Genomic DNA, 13,416 nt, shown 5'->3' with positions numbered 1-13,416 from the left:
CTCTATTCCTTCAATGCGCCAGCACAACTCGAACCCTGACCAGCTGTGCACGCAAAGCAGTGATCACGAGTGCTTATTGGGTTATTTTCCAGGCTTGACGATTCGAGCAAATCTCGTAAATGAGGCCGATCACGACCAATCAGACCAGGCATGAACATCGGTAGATCTAGCATTTGGTTGAAGTCGCAGTCGTAGAGGTAACCTTGCCAGTCGACACTGACCAAGTTCCGGCACATGACTGCATCGAGATTCTCTGATCGATAGCTATCTCTGAGCAGCTGCATGTAATTACTGAACTGCCCCTTGCTAACCAAAGTGCTTCCAAATCGGGCTATGGGTTGGTTGGTGATAGTCAGGAGATGGTTGAACTGAATTCCGAAATCTTCAGCCAAGTGAGCTTTATAATCGATCTCGAGCTGAGCCTGCGGCGGCGGCAAGCTTGCGCCTTGAGGGTTGTAAACAAGGTTTAGGATTAAGCCGGTGTCGGAAATACCGTATCCGAGATTGTTGAGCTTCTTGAGGCCTTCAATGCTTGCGTCGAATACCCCATCCCCTCGTTGCTTGTCGACATTCTCACGGGAATAGCAAGGCAGAGATGCAGTCACCTCTACTCCTTGCTCTGCCAGAAACTCTGCTAAGCCTTCATACCCTGGTTCACTGAGAATCGTTAAGTTACAGCGGTCAATGACACGCAACCCTTCTCGCCGAGCATGGACAACGATTTCTCTGAAACGGGGATGCATTTCAGGAGCGCCCCCTGTCAGGTCGAGGGTCTTCACCGGATGGGCATCAATAACTTGATGCAACAATGCCAGACTTTCATCCGTCATGGATTCCTTGCGAGTGGGGCCTGCATTGACATGGCAGTGCAGGCAACGCTGGTTGCAAAGGTAGGTAAGGTTGATCTGCAAGGCTTCCAAATGACCACGGTGCAGAGGTGGAAAGCTCAGGGCATTCAGAAGCGGTAACATTGCGTGCATGGTGATACCTACTCTCGGAAACTGATGTTCTGAGGCCATAGCCTCTCGGTGTTACAGATGGATCTCTCGTAACCAGCTAGTGATCGCGCTGAGGTTCTCTCGCACGCTTAATCGAACGAGGACTGCTTTTCAACCCCTCCCGAAATATCCATTCAGACCAGCACAAAAAATTCACTTACTGGTTACTGGACTTTTCAGTTCGTAATCAAGGAAATCTTGAGTATTTCGGCCTCGAAACCTGCAACTTGTTATATGTCCGAAATACCTGATTAGGCCTAAGTATGAAGTCCGTTCATCAGGCAGTGCGTGAGCAGCAGCCAAAGCATCACTTGATGCCGAGCGGGCGATCCAGCGAAATTGCACCTCCACCACGGGCGACGATGAGCAGTAATAGGCCCGCCCAGGAAAGGTGTGTTGGCCAAGCATCGGGGTAGACAAATACTTGGATTACAAACGTCATACCCAGTAAAGCTAATGCGGATAGTCGTGAGGACAGGCCTAACACAAGAAGTAGTGGAAACAAATGCTCACTGTAGGTAGCGAGATGCGCGGCCAGTTCCGGCGTGATAAATGGCAGTGAGTATTCTGTGCGGAACAGCTCATAGGTACTGGGTGTGATCGTCAAAAATTCACTGACTTTGGTGCGTCCTGACATCAAAAAAATGGCCGCAATGGATAGACGAGCAACCAGCACTAATAGTGAGTCACCAATCATTAAACCAAGTCGGTCTGCAATGCGGTTCCACATGCCTCGCAAAGATTTGTCGGCTGCGGACGAAGTGTTTCGTATTACGTCCATGATGTGCTCCGTTGGTTAAGTTGGTGTTAAGTCTTTAGGAAGAGCGATGGATGCTTACAGAGGCGAACGCGTCGGCCCTGAATAAGCGGGCAATGAGGTCTGCCAAATTCAAGTCAGGCTGAACCTCAAGGGCTTTTTCTGCGGCCAGTTCAAGCGGCAGGTGTACCGCGCAGGCATCTAAAAACGTGCAATCCGCAGCACTGGCAGCCTCCCAACAAACCTTGGCTTGCTTGCGCGTCAGAAGCGCTCCTTCGCCGCACCAGTTGAGTTCATCGGGCACGTCTCGCTCTTCGCGATTGAAGCACCAGATGGTGTAGGCGGGGTTGTCTGGGAACCACGCCCAACTGGAGGCGGCCTTCGGTGTGAGTCGGCTGCGGGCCAAGTCGTTTTGGGACAGATTCGCAAATAAGCTTGGATCAATATCTGGCTCATCTGTAGCGCAATGGACTTGTGTCCAAAGCAGATCCAGGCGGGCGACGTCGCCCAGATAAGGCATTTCTCGCGCATGTTCAAAAGCGTCGAGAAAATCCGGAAAATCAGCGCCGTAGTGCAGCAGTCGAGAATCCGTCGGTGGCGATTGCCGGGCATAGATTGCTGCTGCGGCCTTAAGCCACTCCGTCCCAACCAAGCGCTCGATGGTGGGAAAGTTCGCGAGTAATGCGTCCGTCGATCCTTTCAATACAGTATTGCGGTACACCAAAAAACCGGGCTGTTCGATTAGAGCAGTCATTCCAGTCGAATTTCGCTCATATAACGCATCGACGAATGCATCCTGAAAGCTTGCGAGTGAGGTGTTCATATCGTCACTTCCGATAGTTGCCTCTTCCCAATGTTCAACAACGCCTGTGCTCTGTTTCGTTCATTCAGCAGGACGTCGAATTCTGGGATATGGTCGTCGCGCTCGATCAAAGTCGGGCGCATGCCGATCCGCTCGATGACGCGTTGATATAGCGACCAAACGTCTTCTGCGATTGGAGCATCGTGAGTGTCTATCAGCAGGCGCGTATCTCCCGGATCCACCGCGTGGCCTGCCAAATGGATTTCCACGATTGCCTTGGCCGGGAAGGCATCCAGATACGTTCCCGCATCAAAACCCAGGTTATGTGCGCTGATGTGTACGTTATTGACATCGAGCAGCAACCCGCAGCCTGTTCTCACACTTAGTTCGGTCAAAAAGTCGATTTCGCTGAATTCATGACCATCCAAGCCTAGGTAATGGGTGGGGTTTTCAATGGCAACAGGACGTCCTAAAGCGTCTTGTGTACGCTGAATGTTGCTTGCGATGCGTTGCAATGCCTCGACCGTGCGAGGGAATGGCAAAAGGTCAGGATGATACTGACCACGCCATGCTGACCAAGCTAGATGCTCGGAAATCAAAGCAGGCTGAACGTGATCTGCCAGCGCTTTCAGGCGCTTCAAATGGTTTTCGTCCGGTGGACAATCGGCAGCCAGTGAAAGTGACACGCCGTGCAGCGAAAGCGGATGTTGATCCCCAATTGCCTCCAGCCATGCGAGACGGGGGCCACCATCCACCATGTAGTTTTCCGGATGAACTTCGAACCACAGACCCTCTGCCGTGCAGTCCAGCGCATCTGAGTAATGATTCGGTTTCAGGCCGAGCCCGGCCCCCATCTGGCGTTCAGTTCTCATGGTTGGTGCGCCCCGTGGTATTGCGATTACATAGGTGCGAGAGTGCCAGTGCCTTTTGGTGTTTTGATGGAGGTACAAGTACCCGCAGGAACGTTTTTCCAGGCATTAGCCTGATAGTCCACTTTGGCGGTGCCCGCACAGGTGGTACCTGCGCCGGCTTTGCAATCGTTCTTGCCAGCTAGGGAAACGCCGTAACACTTTTCCATGGCGCCTGCGGCAGCAGGAGCCTCTGCGGCCATAGCACCTGCAGCGAAAGTAGATAAGGCAACAGCGAAGGCGGCTAGCTTGAGATTGTTCATGGTTGTGTCTCCAGATGATGAGGATTGGTCATCGCATCAGCGCTTGAGTACCGTGCTTGCGATCCAAAAGGTAGTTCGATGATTTCTCACTGCCGGTTACAGCGACCGCAAAATATTTTTCAAACCTGCAAAACTGATTCGCTTGTTACCTTATGCCGGTAACCGCATGTAAGATCCGCTGCCCGTCACCAACGCTGGCTTCATGCAGGAGCGAGATATTTTTACTTTTCGTGTAACCAGAGCGAACGATGGAACGAACTACACATAACGACGTGTTGCGCAGTCGAGAGCTCCACCTTCAGGCTCTGTTTATCGCAGGTCTGGACGGAGATGAGCGGTCTTATCGAACGTTTTTATCGGAGTTAAGTGGTCATCTTCGTGGTTTTTTACGTTCGAGGCTTCAGCAGAGACCTGGTGAAATCGAGGATTTGCTGCAAGAGGTTCTCTTGGCTGTTCATAATGCGCGCCAGACTTATCGAGCAGACCAACCGCTGACGGCGTGGGTTTTCGCCATTGCGCGTTACAAGCTCATCGACTTTTTCCGTGGGAGGTCACGTCATGACGTGTTCAACGATTCCCTCGACGATGGCGCAGAGCTATTTGCCGAACCACATCTTGAACCTGCGCAGGCCAGTCGCGACCTAGGTAGGTTGCTTGAGCAGCTACCTGAGCGGCAGCGTCTACCTATCGTGCACGTGAAAATAGAAGGTCTGTCTGTTACTGAAACCGCTCAAATGACGGGGTTATCTGAGTCTGCAGTAAAGATAGGCATACACCGTGGGCTTAAAGCACTGGCGTTAAGAGTTAGAGGTGCACGATGATTACTGATGATTTTATTTCCATGCTCGCGTCGGGCGTGACCCCGGTTGACCGCAGGGCGCTCGCTAAGCGATTCAGCGGCGCTGTGCTGGCCGGCTTCCTGGGCGCCACTTTGCTGGTAATAGCAATAATGGGCGTTCGACCAGACCTGGGCCAAGTCATCGCCACACCGATTTTTTGGGCTAAGATCGCCTTTCCGCTCTGCCTGATGATCGGTGCGCTGAGCATGGTGGTGAGGCTGGCTAGACCTGGAGTAGCCTCGGGCCCCGGCAAAATTCTGATTGTTGCCACAGTCGCTTCGGTGTGGGTCGCATCTATCTATGTACTCTTGGTGGCCCAACCTGACGACCGCGTTGCGATCATCCTCGGCGAAACTTGGAAGGTATGCGCGCTCAGCATCACGTTGCTGTCGATCCCTGGGTTTGTCGCTGTGTTTTGGGCGCTAAGCGGCTTCGCACCCACCAACCTGACGCTGGCAGGTGCTTGCGGCGGACTTTTAGCAGGCTCAATGGCAACGATTGCATACTCCCTTCGATGCCCCGAGATGCAGATACCATTTTGGGGGGTGTGGTACTTGATGGGCATGCTGGTGCCGACGGTACTAGGCGCATTACTCGGACGACGTTGGCTGCGCTGGTAATAGATCGTGCGCGTCACCCACGCTGGCGGTCTGAGATATCCGCGTAAGCTATCGTTTCTTGCGATGCACGATACCGGACACATATTGGGATCAAGCAGATGAGCTCACTGAACAATCATGATTCATGCTTGGTACTGCTTTGCAAGCGACCTGCTTTAGGTCACTCAAAACAGCGGCTGGCAGAGGGCGTTGGTAAGGAGCGCGCCCTGGCTGTAGCTCAGTTGCTTCTTGAGTGCGCTATAGAAGACCTTTGGGTTTTCCCAGGCACTCGAGCTTTGGCTCCTGATCAAGCACAACACCAGCAATGGGGTCAGGCTCTGTGCGAGAGCGCACTCTGCATTCCACAGAGCGAGGGGAACCTCGGTGAACGCTTGAATGCATTGGATATGCAACTCCGTAACCTGGGTCACCAGCACCTGATTTACATAGGAAGCGACTGTCCATTGTTAGGCCCTGACGACTATCAACGTGTGAACGAGCAACTTCGGCACTCAGATACAGTGCTCATGATGGCACAAGATGGTGGCGTTGTTCTTATGGCCTCTCGTAAGCCCTGGCCGACCTTGAGCGCTTTGCCTTGGAGCACTCAGCATCTCGGTCAAGCATTACTCGAATGTTGCCGGAGCTCGGGCCACTCGGTTTCACTGGCTGGTGAGTTATTCGACATCGACCTCCAAGAAGACCTAAAGCCCTTGCTAGAGGCACTGGCTCAAGATGCACGACCTGCGAGATTAAAACTGAAAAATGCGTTGGCAGGTTTGCTGGAAGTATCAGATGCAAAATAGCGCCTCTGTCAGCATTATCGTGCCTTGCTGGAATGACGAAGCATCGCTGGAAAAGCTGCTCAAGCATCTAAATCTAATAGCAAAAAATGAGCGCGAGTCACTACAACTGATAGTGGTTGATGCGGCCCAAAGCGAGAGTTGCCTAGAAATTTGTCAGCGCCATGGTTCGCTGTGGATACCTGCATCACCCTGCCGAGGTGCGCAGCTGCGGTTGGGGGCAAGCCACGCAGTTCATTCGATTCTTTGGTTTTTGCATGCTGACGCTCATCTAACGTTTGACTGCCTACCTGCTATCCGTAATGCAATCGACTCTGGTGCATCAGGAGGTTATTTCGCATTCAGATTCTCCAATGCCAATTGCTGGCAAAGCAGGTTGTTAGAAAAACTAATCAATGTGCGTACCCGTTCTGGGATTCCTTATGGCGACCAGGGGTTGTTTTTCCAGCGTGATATCTATCTGTCGTGCGGACAACATGATGCGTCACCGTTGTTTGAAGAGGTCGAATTGGTGAAGCGCGTCCGGGAGCAAGGCCGATTCGTAGAGCTAGCTCAAGGTGTGGGAGTTGATGCCAGGCGCTGGCAGCGCGATGGCTGGTGGCGTCGTTCGTTGCGTAATCGTTTGCTCGCGGTGGCTTATAGTATGGGTGTACCGGCTTCCCGATTAGCAGCAATCTATAGTTCACAAAAGTAACGCGTTCAATCGGTTTGATCAAACCATGCATATCTGAAAATCTAACTGCTCGAAAAGCGAGTATTGCTAACTCTTGTCTATCCTGAGGCCGGAGCAACCATCGCTACTCAGCTCAGTCGATATGAAGCTTTCTCTGACGGAGCAGGTTGAGCTAGTACTTTTTATCGACACGTCAGTTGGGTGGGGGCTTATGGTCAAGTCTGTTCTTCACTGGGGTTTAGTTGACGCAGCGAAGCTGCCGACCGAGACCAATACCGGTTTTTCTGATTGGGCTGGAGATAGTCTATTGTTGAGATGAGAGTCCAATCCACGTACACCTGATTTCTCCGGTGACATCAGGGATGCGTGGTCGAGTGCCAATCTTGAGTGATAGAACTGTGCGCAGAATATTTCGCTACATTTTTACTAGCCTGCTTTGGGCTGGATTTTGTTTTACCATTCCCGGCGTTCAGGCAGTCAGTTCCAATCTGCCATTGCAACCTGTTGCTAGTATTGACCTGCCTCGATTCATGGGTACCTGGTACGAGATCTCCCGCACTCCCAACCGGTTCCAGAAGAAGTGCGCTGGTTTCGCCCGTACTGATTTCCACCTACAGGTCGACGCTACGGTGCAGGCAGTCAACCGGTGTCGATTGCGCGATGGTCAATTACATATTGCTCTCGCCACAGGTAGGCAAGTAGGTGCTCCTGACTCTCCCAAGCTAAAGGTGCGCTTCGCACCAGCGTGGATGTCGTTCCTCCCCGCAGTGTGGGGGGACTACTGGATTATTGATCTTGACGAACAATACCAATTGGTCGCCGTCAGCGAGCCGACTCGCAAATACTTGTGGATTTTGTCGCGAACAACTCAGGTAGAGCCGCAGGCTTACGCGGCACTACTGGAACGACTGAAAGACAAAGGCTTCGCGGTGGAACGGCTGCTGATGACACAGCAATAGCGTCGGATGGGGATTGCTGACCAAATGGGCCGTGTAATCGTACGGTAAGTCTATCAACAACGTTTTTCGAGCTTTTTTCAAAAATGGCGATGTTTGCGACGCTGCTGGCTATTCGGGATTAGTCTAAACGTCACTGGAAAGTAGTTCCTGCCTACAGTCCTACACCGCGATCAAATGACTTATGTCATGGCGAACATATAGGTCATTGGCCGACTCGGGCAATCGAGCACACCCATTGCCATCGGCAATAGGCCACTAAGAGGATCAGGGTAGGCCTTTGGCTAAGTCTGTCCGCCCCAGCGTTGAATGATCTGCTCGCTCAGCCCTCCTAACTCGGCGGCCATGATGTCTGGCACTGGCACCTCTTCTATCGGTAGCGGTGCATTGTACGGCCGCGTCAGCAGTGCGCCAAGGCACCCCGCAGCTTGCGCACCGGCCGTATCCCAAAGATGACAAGCGACCAGAAGCAAGTCCGCCATCTCGACATTCATCTCCTTCGAAACCATCTGATAGGTTTCCGGGGCAGGCTTAAATTTTTTCACTACCTCAACACTGAAACTGCGCTCGAAGAATTTCGCTAACCCGGCGCGCTCAAGAGCCGAAGGGGATGCACCGCTGGGCGAGTTACTTAGCGTCACCAACCGAAAGCCGGCATCACGTAAGCAGTTGAGTGCCGGCAGCACATCAGGGTGTGCTGGCATAGTACTCATCCGTGCCTGCAATTCATCAATATCACTAGCGTCGAGCGCGACATGATGGATAGACGCGACCATGTGCAGCGTGCCCACGGCCAGTTTGCCAAATGGGCTGTAACGCCCACACAAGGTCATAGTTTGCGAGTAGAGGATCAGATTGGTGAACCAGTCGCGCAAAATGGCTCGGTCACCGAAGACACGCTCAAACAGCGGCTCAAGGGTGGTGATATCGAGTAATGTCTCATTCACATCGAAAACGATGATCGGCGCTGATTTTTGCAATGCCATGAATATTCTCTGCTAAGTAGTGCACGCTACTGTAAGCACGCGGTTTTCGCTTGAGGCCTCTGACACGCTAGATCGCGGAAAAGTTACCTTGATCGAACCTGCGGGACACGCTCACAAATCTAAATCGTTCCCGGGAGGGGAAGGGGCGGTATCGATGATCGTTAGCGGGATGATTTCTTAGTCCAGGAGAAACGCTTAAAGGCTTCGTCGACAGGCGTCTGGGCAATGTGGTTGGTGTAGTTGCTCATAACTTTTTGACTGAGGCCTAATATGATTTCCAACACATTTTGTTGAGTATAGCCGGCTGCATAAAAGTCCTGCATTTGCGTGGACTCAAGCTCGCCACGTTGGCGCACCATCGCCAGAGTAAAGTCGCGCAACGCCTCAAGCTTTGAGGTTGGTAGGGGGGTCTCATCACGCAGCGCGTTACTCACCTCATCAGAAACCTTCATCGATTTGGCTATACCGGTGTGTGCTGGCACGCAGTAATGGCAGACATGCTCAACATTAATTGTTTGCCACACCACGGTTTTTTCATCGGCGTTGAGGCTGCTGTCAAGAAATAGGCTGTGCAACACTTGATAACCCTTGAGCAGGCCCGGAGCTTCTGCCATTACCGCATGCAAGCCTGGGATCACACCGAAAGCTTTTTGGGACTTCTCCAGCAGAGGTTTGGAAGCTTCGGGCGCGCTGTTCTGGTCGTGCAGCGTAAAAGTGCTCATAGAATATTTCCTTTTTTGAGTGATCGTTCAAATATTGATTCGATCCTAATTGCAGCCTAAGGGTCAGTCAAGCTAATATTGAGCGATCACTCAAAATTAGTCCTGTCAGTTAAACTGATGCATTTAATCCGAGAGGCAACGATGTCCCGCACTGCTCGCTTCGATCGCCAAGTCGCCCTAGATAGAGCGATTGAGTTGTTTTGGTCACGAGGCTATTACGCTTCTTCGCTCAAGCATATTGAGGCGGCTTTGGATATGCGTCCTGGTAGCCTCTATGCGACCTTCGGCAGTAAGAGTGGTCTATTCACCGAGGCTCTTGAGGCTTACGCAGCCCGTACCAGTGATGATTTTCATCAGATGATCGAAGAGGCTCCTACCTCTATAGAAGGGTTGAAGCGATATATTCGCTCATTCGCTAAGCCCTGTAGTGGGTACGCGCAGTCGCCTGCGAAGGCTTGTATGCTGATTAAGACCTTGCTTGAATTGAATGCTGAGGACGCTGCATTACGGACTCAGGTGGAGGCAATGCTCTCGGTCATCGAGCAGGGACTTTGTAAGGTCATTGAGTCGGCCAAGGCAATGAATGAATTGCGTTCCGATGTCGATTGCCCAAGGCTGGCTCGCCTGATTCAAACGCAGATTATCGGTCTAAGGGCGTTTGCTGAACGGAACGTACCCCACGTTCAGATTGAAACGTTAGCAGACGATATGGCCAACATGTTCGATTCTTACCAAGCTCGCTTAGCTGGCCCTAACGATTTGGACAATGATAGTTCACAGGTCTTAATTAACTCAAAAAATAGCCCAAGGAAACTCTGAAATAGACTTTCCGATCTGGTGAAATGGCCACCTCGCAAGAACAGAACGGTTGAACTCCGATGAAACAGCTGTCGTTCGCTGATGCTGAGTATGCCGGTAATCTGATCAAGTCGCTGGCGATGTTGGCCATGGTTTTGGTCATCGGCCACCTGCGATTGCGGCCAATGTGGAGCGCTCGAAGCTGGGTGAATTACTGTCGCGGAGAGTCGATAAGTTAAGTTTTTTACTGTTATTCGCGGTAATTTCAAAGGTGCTTTCGTTATCAAAAATGATGGATCTTTTGGCCTCCGCATTGAAGCGCAGGTTAAGCCGCATCAAAGCACTTCTTAGCATAGCTGGAAAAATCACCGATTTAGGTCAATGGCCTCCTCTCCACCGGTTTTTCATAGAGCTCGCTGGCGTCATCGAGCGAATTCTTCGCTCCGTCCCTTGGAGATTTTCAGCCTCTACTGATGGAGCATTTCAGCTTGTTCGAGTGGTTGGGTGGGAAGAGGCAGGCCAGATTTTGTCTAGATCTTCCCATGGACGATATCTGGCTATTGCTAAAGGGCATCACGGATTGTGAGGGAAATCAGGCCCTCTCTATCGATCTCAAGTGCATCGCGCTGCATGACCTGCAGGATACAACTCCCAGTGAGAGGCGCCAGTACCTGTGCCAATTGTGAAGCTTCTCTACGGGTGTCATGGTGATCGCACGTTAAAAAAGTTGTACAGTCATAAGAATCTGTATAGCTTTCTGCGAGCCCTCTCAGGGTGGACAAGCAGCGTTTCTGCTTCATTGGAAGTAAAGGGAAACACAATAGGTTTTCGTCTTTATCTGCATCTAGAGAGCGGGATCTTGAATACGGCTATTTGCTCGAAACGGTCAGCTCCAAAATGAGATGTGCTGTTATCTCTGACCCTTTGGTTTTGCGGCAATGGGGTTCTGCGCATGAGGGTGCGGATGTGGCGTCCGTGCCCGTATTGGTGATTACGGCCATCCCCGTTTTCGTTCTAATGTGGTGTCGTCTTGGCGTTGCGCTACCTCTCCGAGGCGACAAAATAGGCATGCTGACTCATGCGAGCTGCTGACCCAGAGTTCGAAAACAGTTAATGAGACTCGGGGGTGTAAGCGTGCTGAGCCAGGGGACTCTCGAAGGCTAGATGGTGCGTGTAGTAGGCAATCCCGCTGTACCGTCTGATCTGAGCATCAGTTAAACAGGGCAGTAAGACGTCTCCTCACGCGTTCGCGACCATAACTTTACTCTCAGGCAAATCGATGTTTAACAAAGCGATTAAGCAAAATCTGGCCGAGGCGGTACAAAAGCTTGAGGCAGCAGAGGCTAGAATTGAGGCCGTTGACCGCTCCATGGCCACGATTGAATTCAAGCCCGATGGCACCATCGTAGGTGCCAACGAGAATCTTCTGACCACCATGGGATATCGGTTGGAGGAGATCGTCGGACAGCACCATCGTATCTTTTGTTTTCCTGATTATCAGGGCAGTGCGGACTATCGTCGGTTCTGGCAGCGCTTGGCGAGGGGGGAGTACATACGTGAACGTTTCCTAAGATGTAACAAGCAAGGCGAGGAGGTTTGGCTGGAAGCGACCTACAACCCTATCCGGGGTTCCGATGGTCGTATTGAAGGCGTGCTCAAACTTGCCACTGACATCACCACTCAAGTGGCCCGTGAGCAGGAACAGAGCAGCATGGTTCAGGCCATCAGTCGTTCGATGGCTGCAATCACGTTCAACTTAAAAGGGGAAGTGCTCGAAGCAAATGAAAACTTCGAACAGGCGATGGACTATCGCCTGGATGAGATTCGTGGAAAGCACCACCGTATGTTCTGCACGCGTGGTGAAGCAGACTCTCCTGAGTACCGTGACTTCTGGGAGCGACTGAACCGGGGAGAGTTCTTTTCTGGCCGTTTCCAACGGCTCAATCGTCACGGTGATACCGTCTGGCTGAGCGCAACCTACAATCCGGTATTTGACGCGAGTGGCCGCCTCTACAAGGTAGTCAAATTTGCACGTGATATTACATCTCAGGTGCGCCAGCAGCAGGCCGAATCGAATGCAGCTAAGCTCGCCTACGATATATCCCAGCAGACGGACAGAAGCGCTCGCCATGGTGCCGAGGTGATCAGTGAAACTGTCGAGGTGGTGCAAGGCATAGCCGCTGAACTTTCAAGAGCGGCTGAAGGCATCACCGCCGTAAATCAGCAGTCCGAGATGATCGGCAGCATCGTACAGACCATCCGGAGTATCGCCGAGCAGACGAACCTTCTGGCGCTGAATGCTGCTATCGAAGCAGCAAGAGCGGGTGAGCAGGGGCGCGGTTTTGCCGTGGTCGCCGATGAAGTACGAAACCTCGCGGCCCGCACGGCACAGGCCACCGTGGAAATCGTCGACGTGGTCAAGCGCAACCATGAACTAGCTCAGGACGCAGTCGACAGCATGAAGGCTAGTCGTCACAAGGTCGATCAAGGCGTCAGCTTGGTCAATCAAGCCGGTCAGGTAATAGACGAAATTCAGAGCGGTGCACGACAGGTAGTAGACGCAGTGCGTCAGTTTACCGAGTCGCTGGAAGAGCTCTGATGTGTCATCACCACTGAAGTGATGATCTATTAATGCAATCTATCCTGAGAGCTTTAGCTCTACGACTGTCCAGTTTCCGGACGGAGTACAGCCGAATCCTACCGGAGTGCTGATGAAAAAAAGCTCGAGGTAAGAACTAGGGTTTTTCGGCTTGAGAGGTATCCCTGGCCCGCGAGAAAGGTGGTTGATTGGTAACCGTCCGGGCAACACACCTTCCCGACACCGTCGCTTGTGGCGATGGTGTCCACCTAAAATTGTGATCTGACACCGAAATGTTGGACAGTAACATTGGGTGGTGTCATGAAAAAATGCACAGACCAGACGAAACTGTCGGTTGGTGAAGATTACTGGTCGGGGAGCGCAGGTCACAGAGAGTTCGCATCGTTGGGTATGGAAAGTTTTTTTTGTGGCACGCTGAAATCCAAGTTCTTTTACCTTAAAAATTCGACAGTATCGATGAGCTTGAAGCAGGTATTGAGGACTACATACACTACCAAAAATCATCGCGAATAAGACTGAAGCTCAGTGGCCCGAGCCCTGTGGAATACAGGAGTCAAGCACGGCGGGCATAGAACGCGTCCAACATTTCGGGGACAGATCAATTTAAGTGGACACCATTTTTAGCCTTTTTAAGCGGATGCCCATGCCACAAGAACGCCGTATCTATTCCAAATCCTTCAACGTTCAGGTCATTGCCTACTGCGCACAGCCTG

At 51.9% G+C, this 13,416-nt stretch carries 14 protein-coding genes and 1 pseudogene; 8 read left to right on the top strand and 7 right to left on the bottom strand.

The features are described from left to right. Positions 1–2: 2 nt before the first annotated feature. The 5 genes from arsS to GBC55_RS00700 all read right to left on the bottom strand — a co-directional run bounded on the left by arsS (position 3) and on the right by GBC55_RS00700 (position 3,728). On the bottom strand, positions 3–980 hold the full coding sequence (gene arsS, locus GBC55_RS00720) for an arsenosugar biosynthesis radical SAM (seleno)protein ArsS (protein WP_162436018.1): 978 nt from the start codon (positions 978–980) through the stop codon (positions 3–5). Between the two features lie 325 nt (positions 981–1,305). Next, positions 1,306–1,779 (bottom strand): DoxX family protein, encoded by a 474-nt coding sequence (locus GBC55_RS00715; protein WP_162436019.1) that lies wholly within the window; start codon positions 1,777–1,779, stop codon positions 1,306–1,308. Between the two features lie 34 nt (positions 1,780–1,813). Beyond that, positions 1,814–2,578, bottom strand: coding sequence for a DNA-binding domain-containing protein (locus GBC55_RS00710; protein ID WP_162436020.1), 765 nt, complete (start codon positions 2,576–2,578; stop codon positions 1,814–1,816). Further along, a complete protein-coding gene (locus GBC55_RS00705; RefSeq protein ID WP_162436021.1) occupies positions 2,575–3,429 on the bottom strand; it encodes a DUF692 domain-containing protein in 855 nt (284 codons plus the stop codon). The genes GBC55_RS00710 and GBC55_RS00705 overlap by 4 nt, the downstream gene beginning before the upstream one ends. 26 nt (positions 3,430–3,455) lie before the next feature. After that, a complete protein-coding gene (locus GBC55_RS00700; protein WP_145307911.1) occupies positions 3,456–3,728 on the bottom strand; it encodes a DUF2282 domain-containing protein in 273 nt (90 codons plus the stop codon). A gap of 248 nt (positions 3,729–3,976) precedes the next feature. On the opposite strand from GBC55_RS00700, the gene GBC55_RS00695 reads away from it, so the two are divergent. The 5 genes from GBC55_RS00695 (at position 3,977) to GBC55_RS00675 (ending at position 7,601) form a co-directional block, all read left to right on the top strand. Continuing rightward, positions 3,977–4,549: a sigma-70 family RNA polymerase sigma factor gene (locus GBC55_RS00695; protein ID WP_162436022.1), complete on the top strand. Its 573-nt coding sequence runs from the start codon at positions 3,977–3,979 to the stop codon at positions 4,547–4,549. Further along, positions 4,546–5,187, top strand: coding sequence for a DUF1109 domain-containing protein (locus tag GBC55_RS00690; RefSeq protein WP_162436023.1), 642 nt, complete (start codon positions 4,546–4,548; stop codon positions 5,185–5,187). The genes GBC55_RS00695 and GBC55_RS00690 overlap by 4 nt, the downstream gene beginning before the upstream one ends. A 98-nt stretch (positions 5,188–5,285) precedes the next feature. Next, complete coding sequence (locus GBC55_RS00685) at positions 5,286–5,972, top strand: DUF2064 domain-containing protein (protein WP_162436024.1); 687 nt, start codon at positions 5,286–5,288, stop codon at positions 5,970–5,972. Further along, on the top strand, positions 5,962–6,663 hold the full coding sequence (locus GBC55_RS00680; protein WP_162436025.1) for a TIGR04283 family arsenosugar biosynthesis glycosyltransferase: 702 nt from the start codon (positions 5,962–5,964) through the stop codon (positions 6,661–6,663). Before GBC55_RS00685 ends, GBC55_RS00680 begins: the two co-directional genes overlap by 11 nt. A 362-nt stretch (positions 6,664–7,025) precedes the next feature. Next, positions 7,026–7,601: a lipocalin family protein gene (locus GBC55_RS00675; RefSeq protein ID WP_247266836.1), complete on the top strand. Its 576-nt coding sequence runs from the start codon at positions 7,026–7,028 to the stop codon at positions 7,599–7,601. A gap of 281 nt (positions 7,602–7,882) precedes the next feature. Here GBC55_RS00675 and GBC55_RS00670 read toward each other — a convergent pair whose 3' ends face one another. Both GBC55_RS00670 and GBC55_RS00665 read right to left on the bottom strand, forming a co-directional pair. Further along, positions 7,883–8,584: a haloacid dehalogenase type II gene (locus GBC55_RS00670; protein ID WP_162436026.1), complete on the bottom strand. Its 702-nt coding sequence runs from the start codon at positions 8,582–8,584 to the stop codon at positions 7,883–7,885. A 161-nt stretch (positions 8,585–8,745) separates the two neighbouring features. After that, positions 8,746–9,306, bottom strand: a complete 561-nt coding sequence (locus GBC55_RS00665) for a carboxymuconolactone decarboxylase family protein (RefSeq protein WP_162436027.1) — start codon at positions 9,304–9,306, stop codon at positions 8,746–8,748. Positions 9,307–9,447: 141 nt separating this feature from the next. Here GBC55_RS00665 and GBC55_RS00660 point away from each other — a divergent pair, with 141 nt between their 5' ends. The 3 genes and pseudogenes from GBC55_RS00660 to GBC55_RS00645 all read left to right on the top strand — a co-directional run. Further along, positions 9,448–10,125, top strand: coding sequence for a TetR/AcrR family transcriptional regulator (locus GBC55_RS00660; protein WP_162436028.1), 678 nt, complete (start codon positions 9,448–9,450; stop codon positions 10,123–10,125). A 1,258-nt stretch (positions 10,126–11,383) separates the two neighbouring features. Continuing rightward, positions 11,384–12,703, top strand: a complete 1,320-nt coding sequence (locus tag GBC55_RS29765; protein WP_162436029.1) for a methyl-accepting chemotaxis protein — start codon at positions 11,384–11,386, stop codon at positions 12,701–12,703. Between the two features lie 390 nt (positions 12,704–13,093). Next, positions 13,094–13,275: pseudogene (locus tag GBC55_RS00645) on the top strand (IS3 family transposase); the annotation flags it as partial. Between the last annotated feature and the right edge of the window lie 141 nt (positions 13,276–13,416).

Source organism: Pseudomonas sp. TNT3, assembly GCF_010095445.2.
Taxonomy (GTDB): Bacteria; Pseudomonadota; Gammaproteobacteria; order Pseudomonadales; family Pseudomonadaceae; genus Aquipseudomonas.
This window is presented reverse-complemented; position numbering and strand designations above follow the sequence as displayed.

What these genes read in the sequence shown, in the direction of transcription:
- arsS (WP_162436018.1), bottom strand. Translation starts at nt 980, where the DNA reads ATGCACGCAATGTTACCGCTTCTGAATGCCCTGAGCTTTCCACCTCTG.
- GBC55_RS00715 (WP_162436019.1), bottom strand. Translation starts at nt 1,779, where the DNA reads ATGGACGTAATACGAAACACTTCGTCCGCAGCCGACAAATCTTTGCGA.
- GBC55_RS00710 (WP_162436020.1), bottom strand. Translation starts at nt 2,578, where the DNA reads ATGAACACCTCACTCGCAAGCTTTCAGGATGCATTCGTCGATGCGTTA.
- GBC55_RS00705 (WP_162436021.1), bottom strand. Translation starts at nt 3,429, where the DNA reads ATGAGAACTGAACGCCAGATGGGGGCCGGGCTCGGCCTGAAACCGAAT.
- GBC55_RS00700 (WP_145307911.1), bottom strand. Translation starts at nt 3,728, where the DNA reads ATGAACAATCTCAAGCTAGCCGCCTTCGCTGTTGCCTTATCTACTTTC.
- GBC55_RS00695 (WP_162436022.1), top strand. Translation starts at nt 3,977, where the DNA reads ATGGAACGAACTACACATAACGACGTGTTGCGCAGTCGAGAGCTCCAC.
- GBC55_RS00690 (WP_162436023.1), top strand. Translation starts at nt 4,546, where the DNA reads ATGATTACTGATGATTTTATTTCCATGCTCGCGTCGGGCGTGACCCCG.
- GBC55_RS00685 (WP_162436024.1), top strand. Translation starts at nt 5,286, where the DNA reads ATGAGCTCACTGAACAATCATGATTCATGCTTGGTACTGCTTTGCAAG.
- GBC55_RS00680 (WP_162436025.1), top strand. Translation starts at nt 5,962, where the DNA reads ATGCAAAATAGCGCCTCTGTCAGCATTATCGTGCCTTGCTGGAATGAC.
- GBC55_RS00670 (WP_162436026.1), bottom strand. Translation starts at nt 8,584, where the DNA reads ATGGCATTGCAAAAATCAGCGCCGATCATCGTTTTCGATGTGAATGAG.
- GBC55_RS00665 (WP_162436027.1), bottom strand. Translation starts at nt 9,306, where the DNA reads ATGAGCACTTTTACGCTGCACGACCAGAACAGCGCGCCCGAAGCTTCC.
- GBC55_RS00660 (WP_162436028.1), top strand. Translation starts at nt 9,448, where the DNA reads ATGTCCCGCACTGCTCGCTTCGATCGCCAAGTCGCCCTAGATAGAGCG.
- GBC55_RS29765 (WP_162436029.1), top strand. Translation starts at nt 11,384, where the DNA reads ATGTTTAACAAAGCGATTAAGCAAAATCTGGCCGAGGCGGTACAAAAG.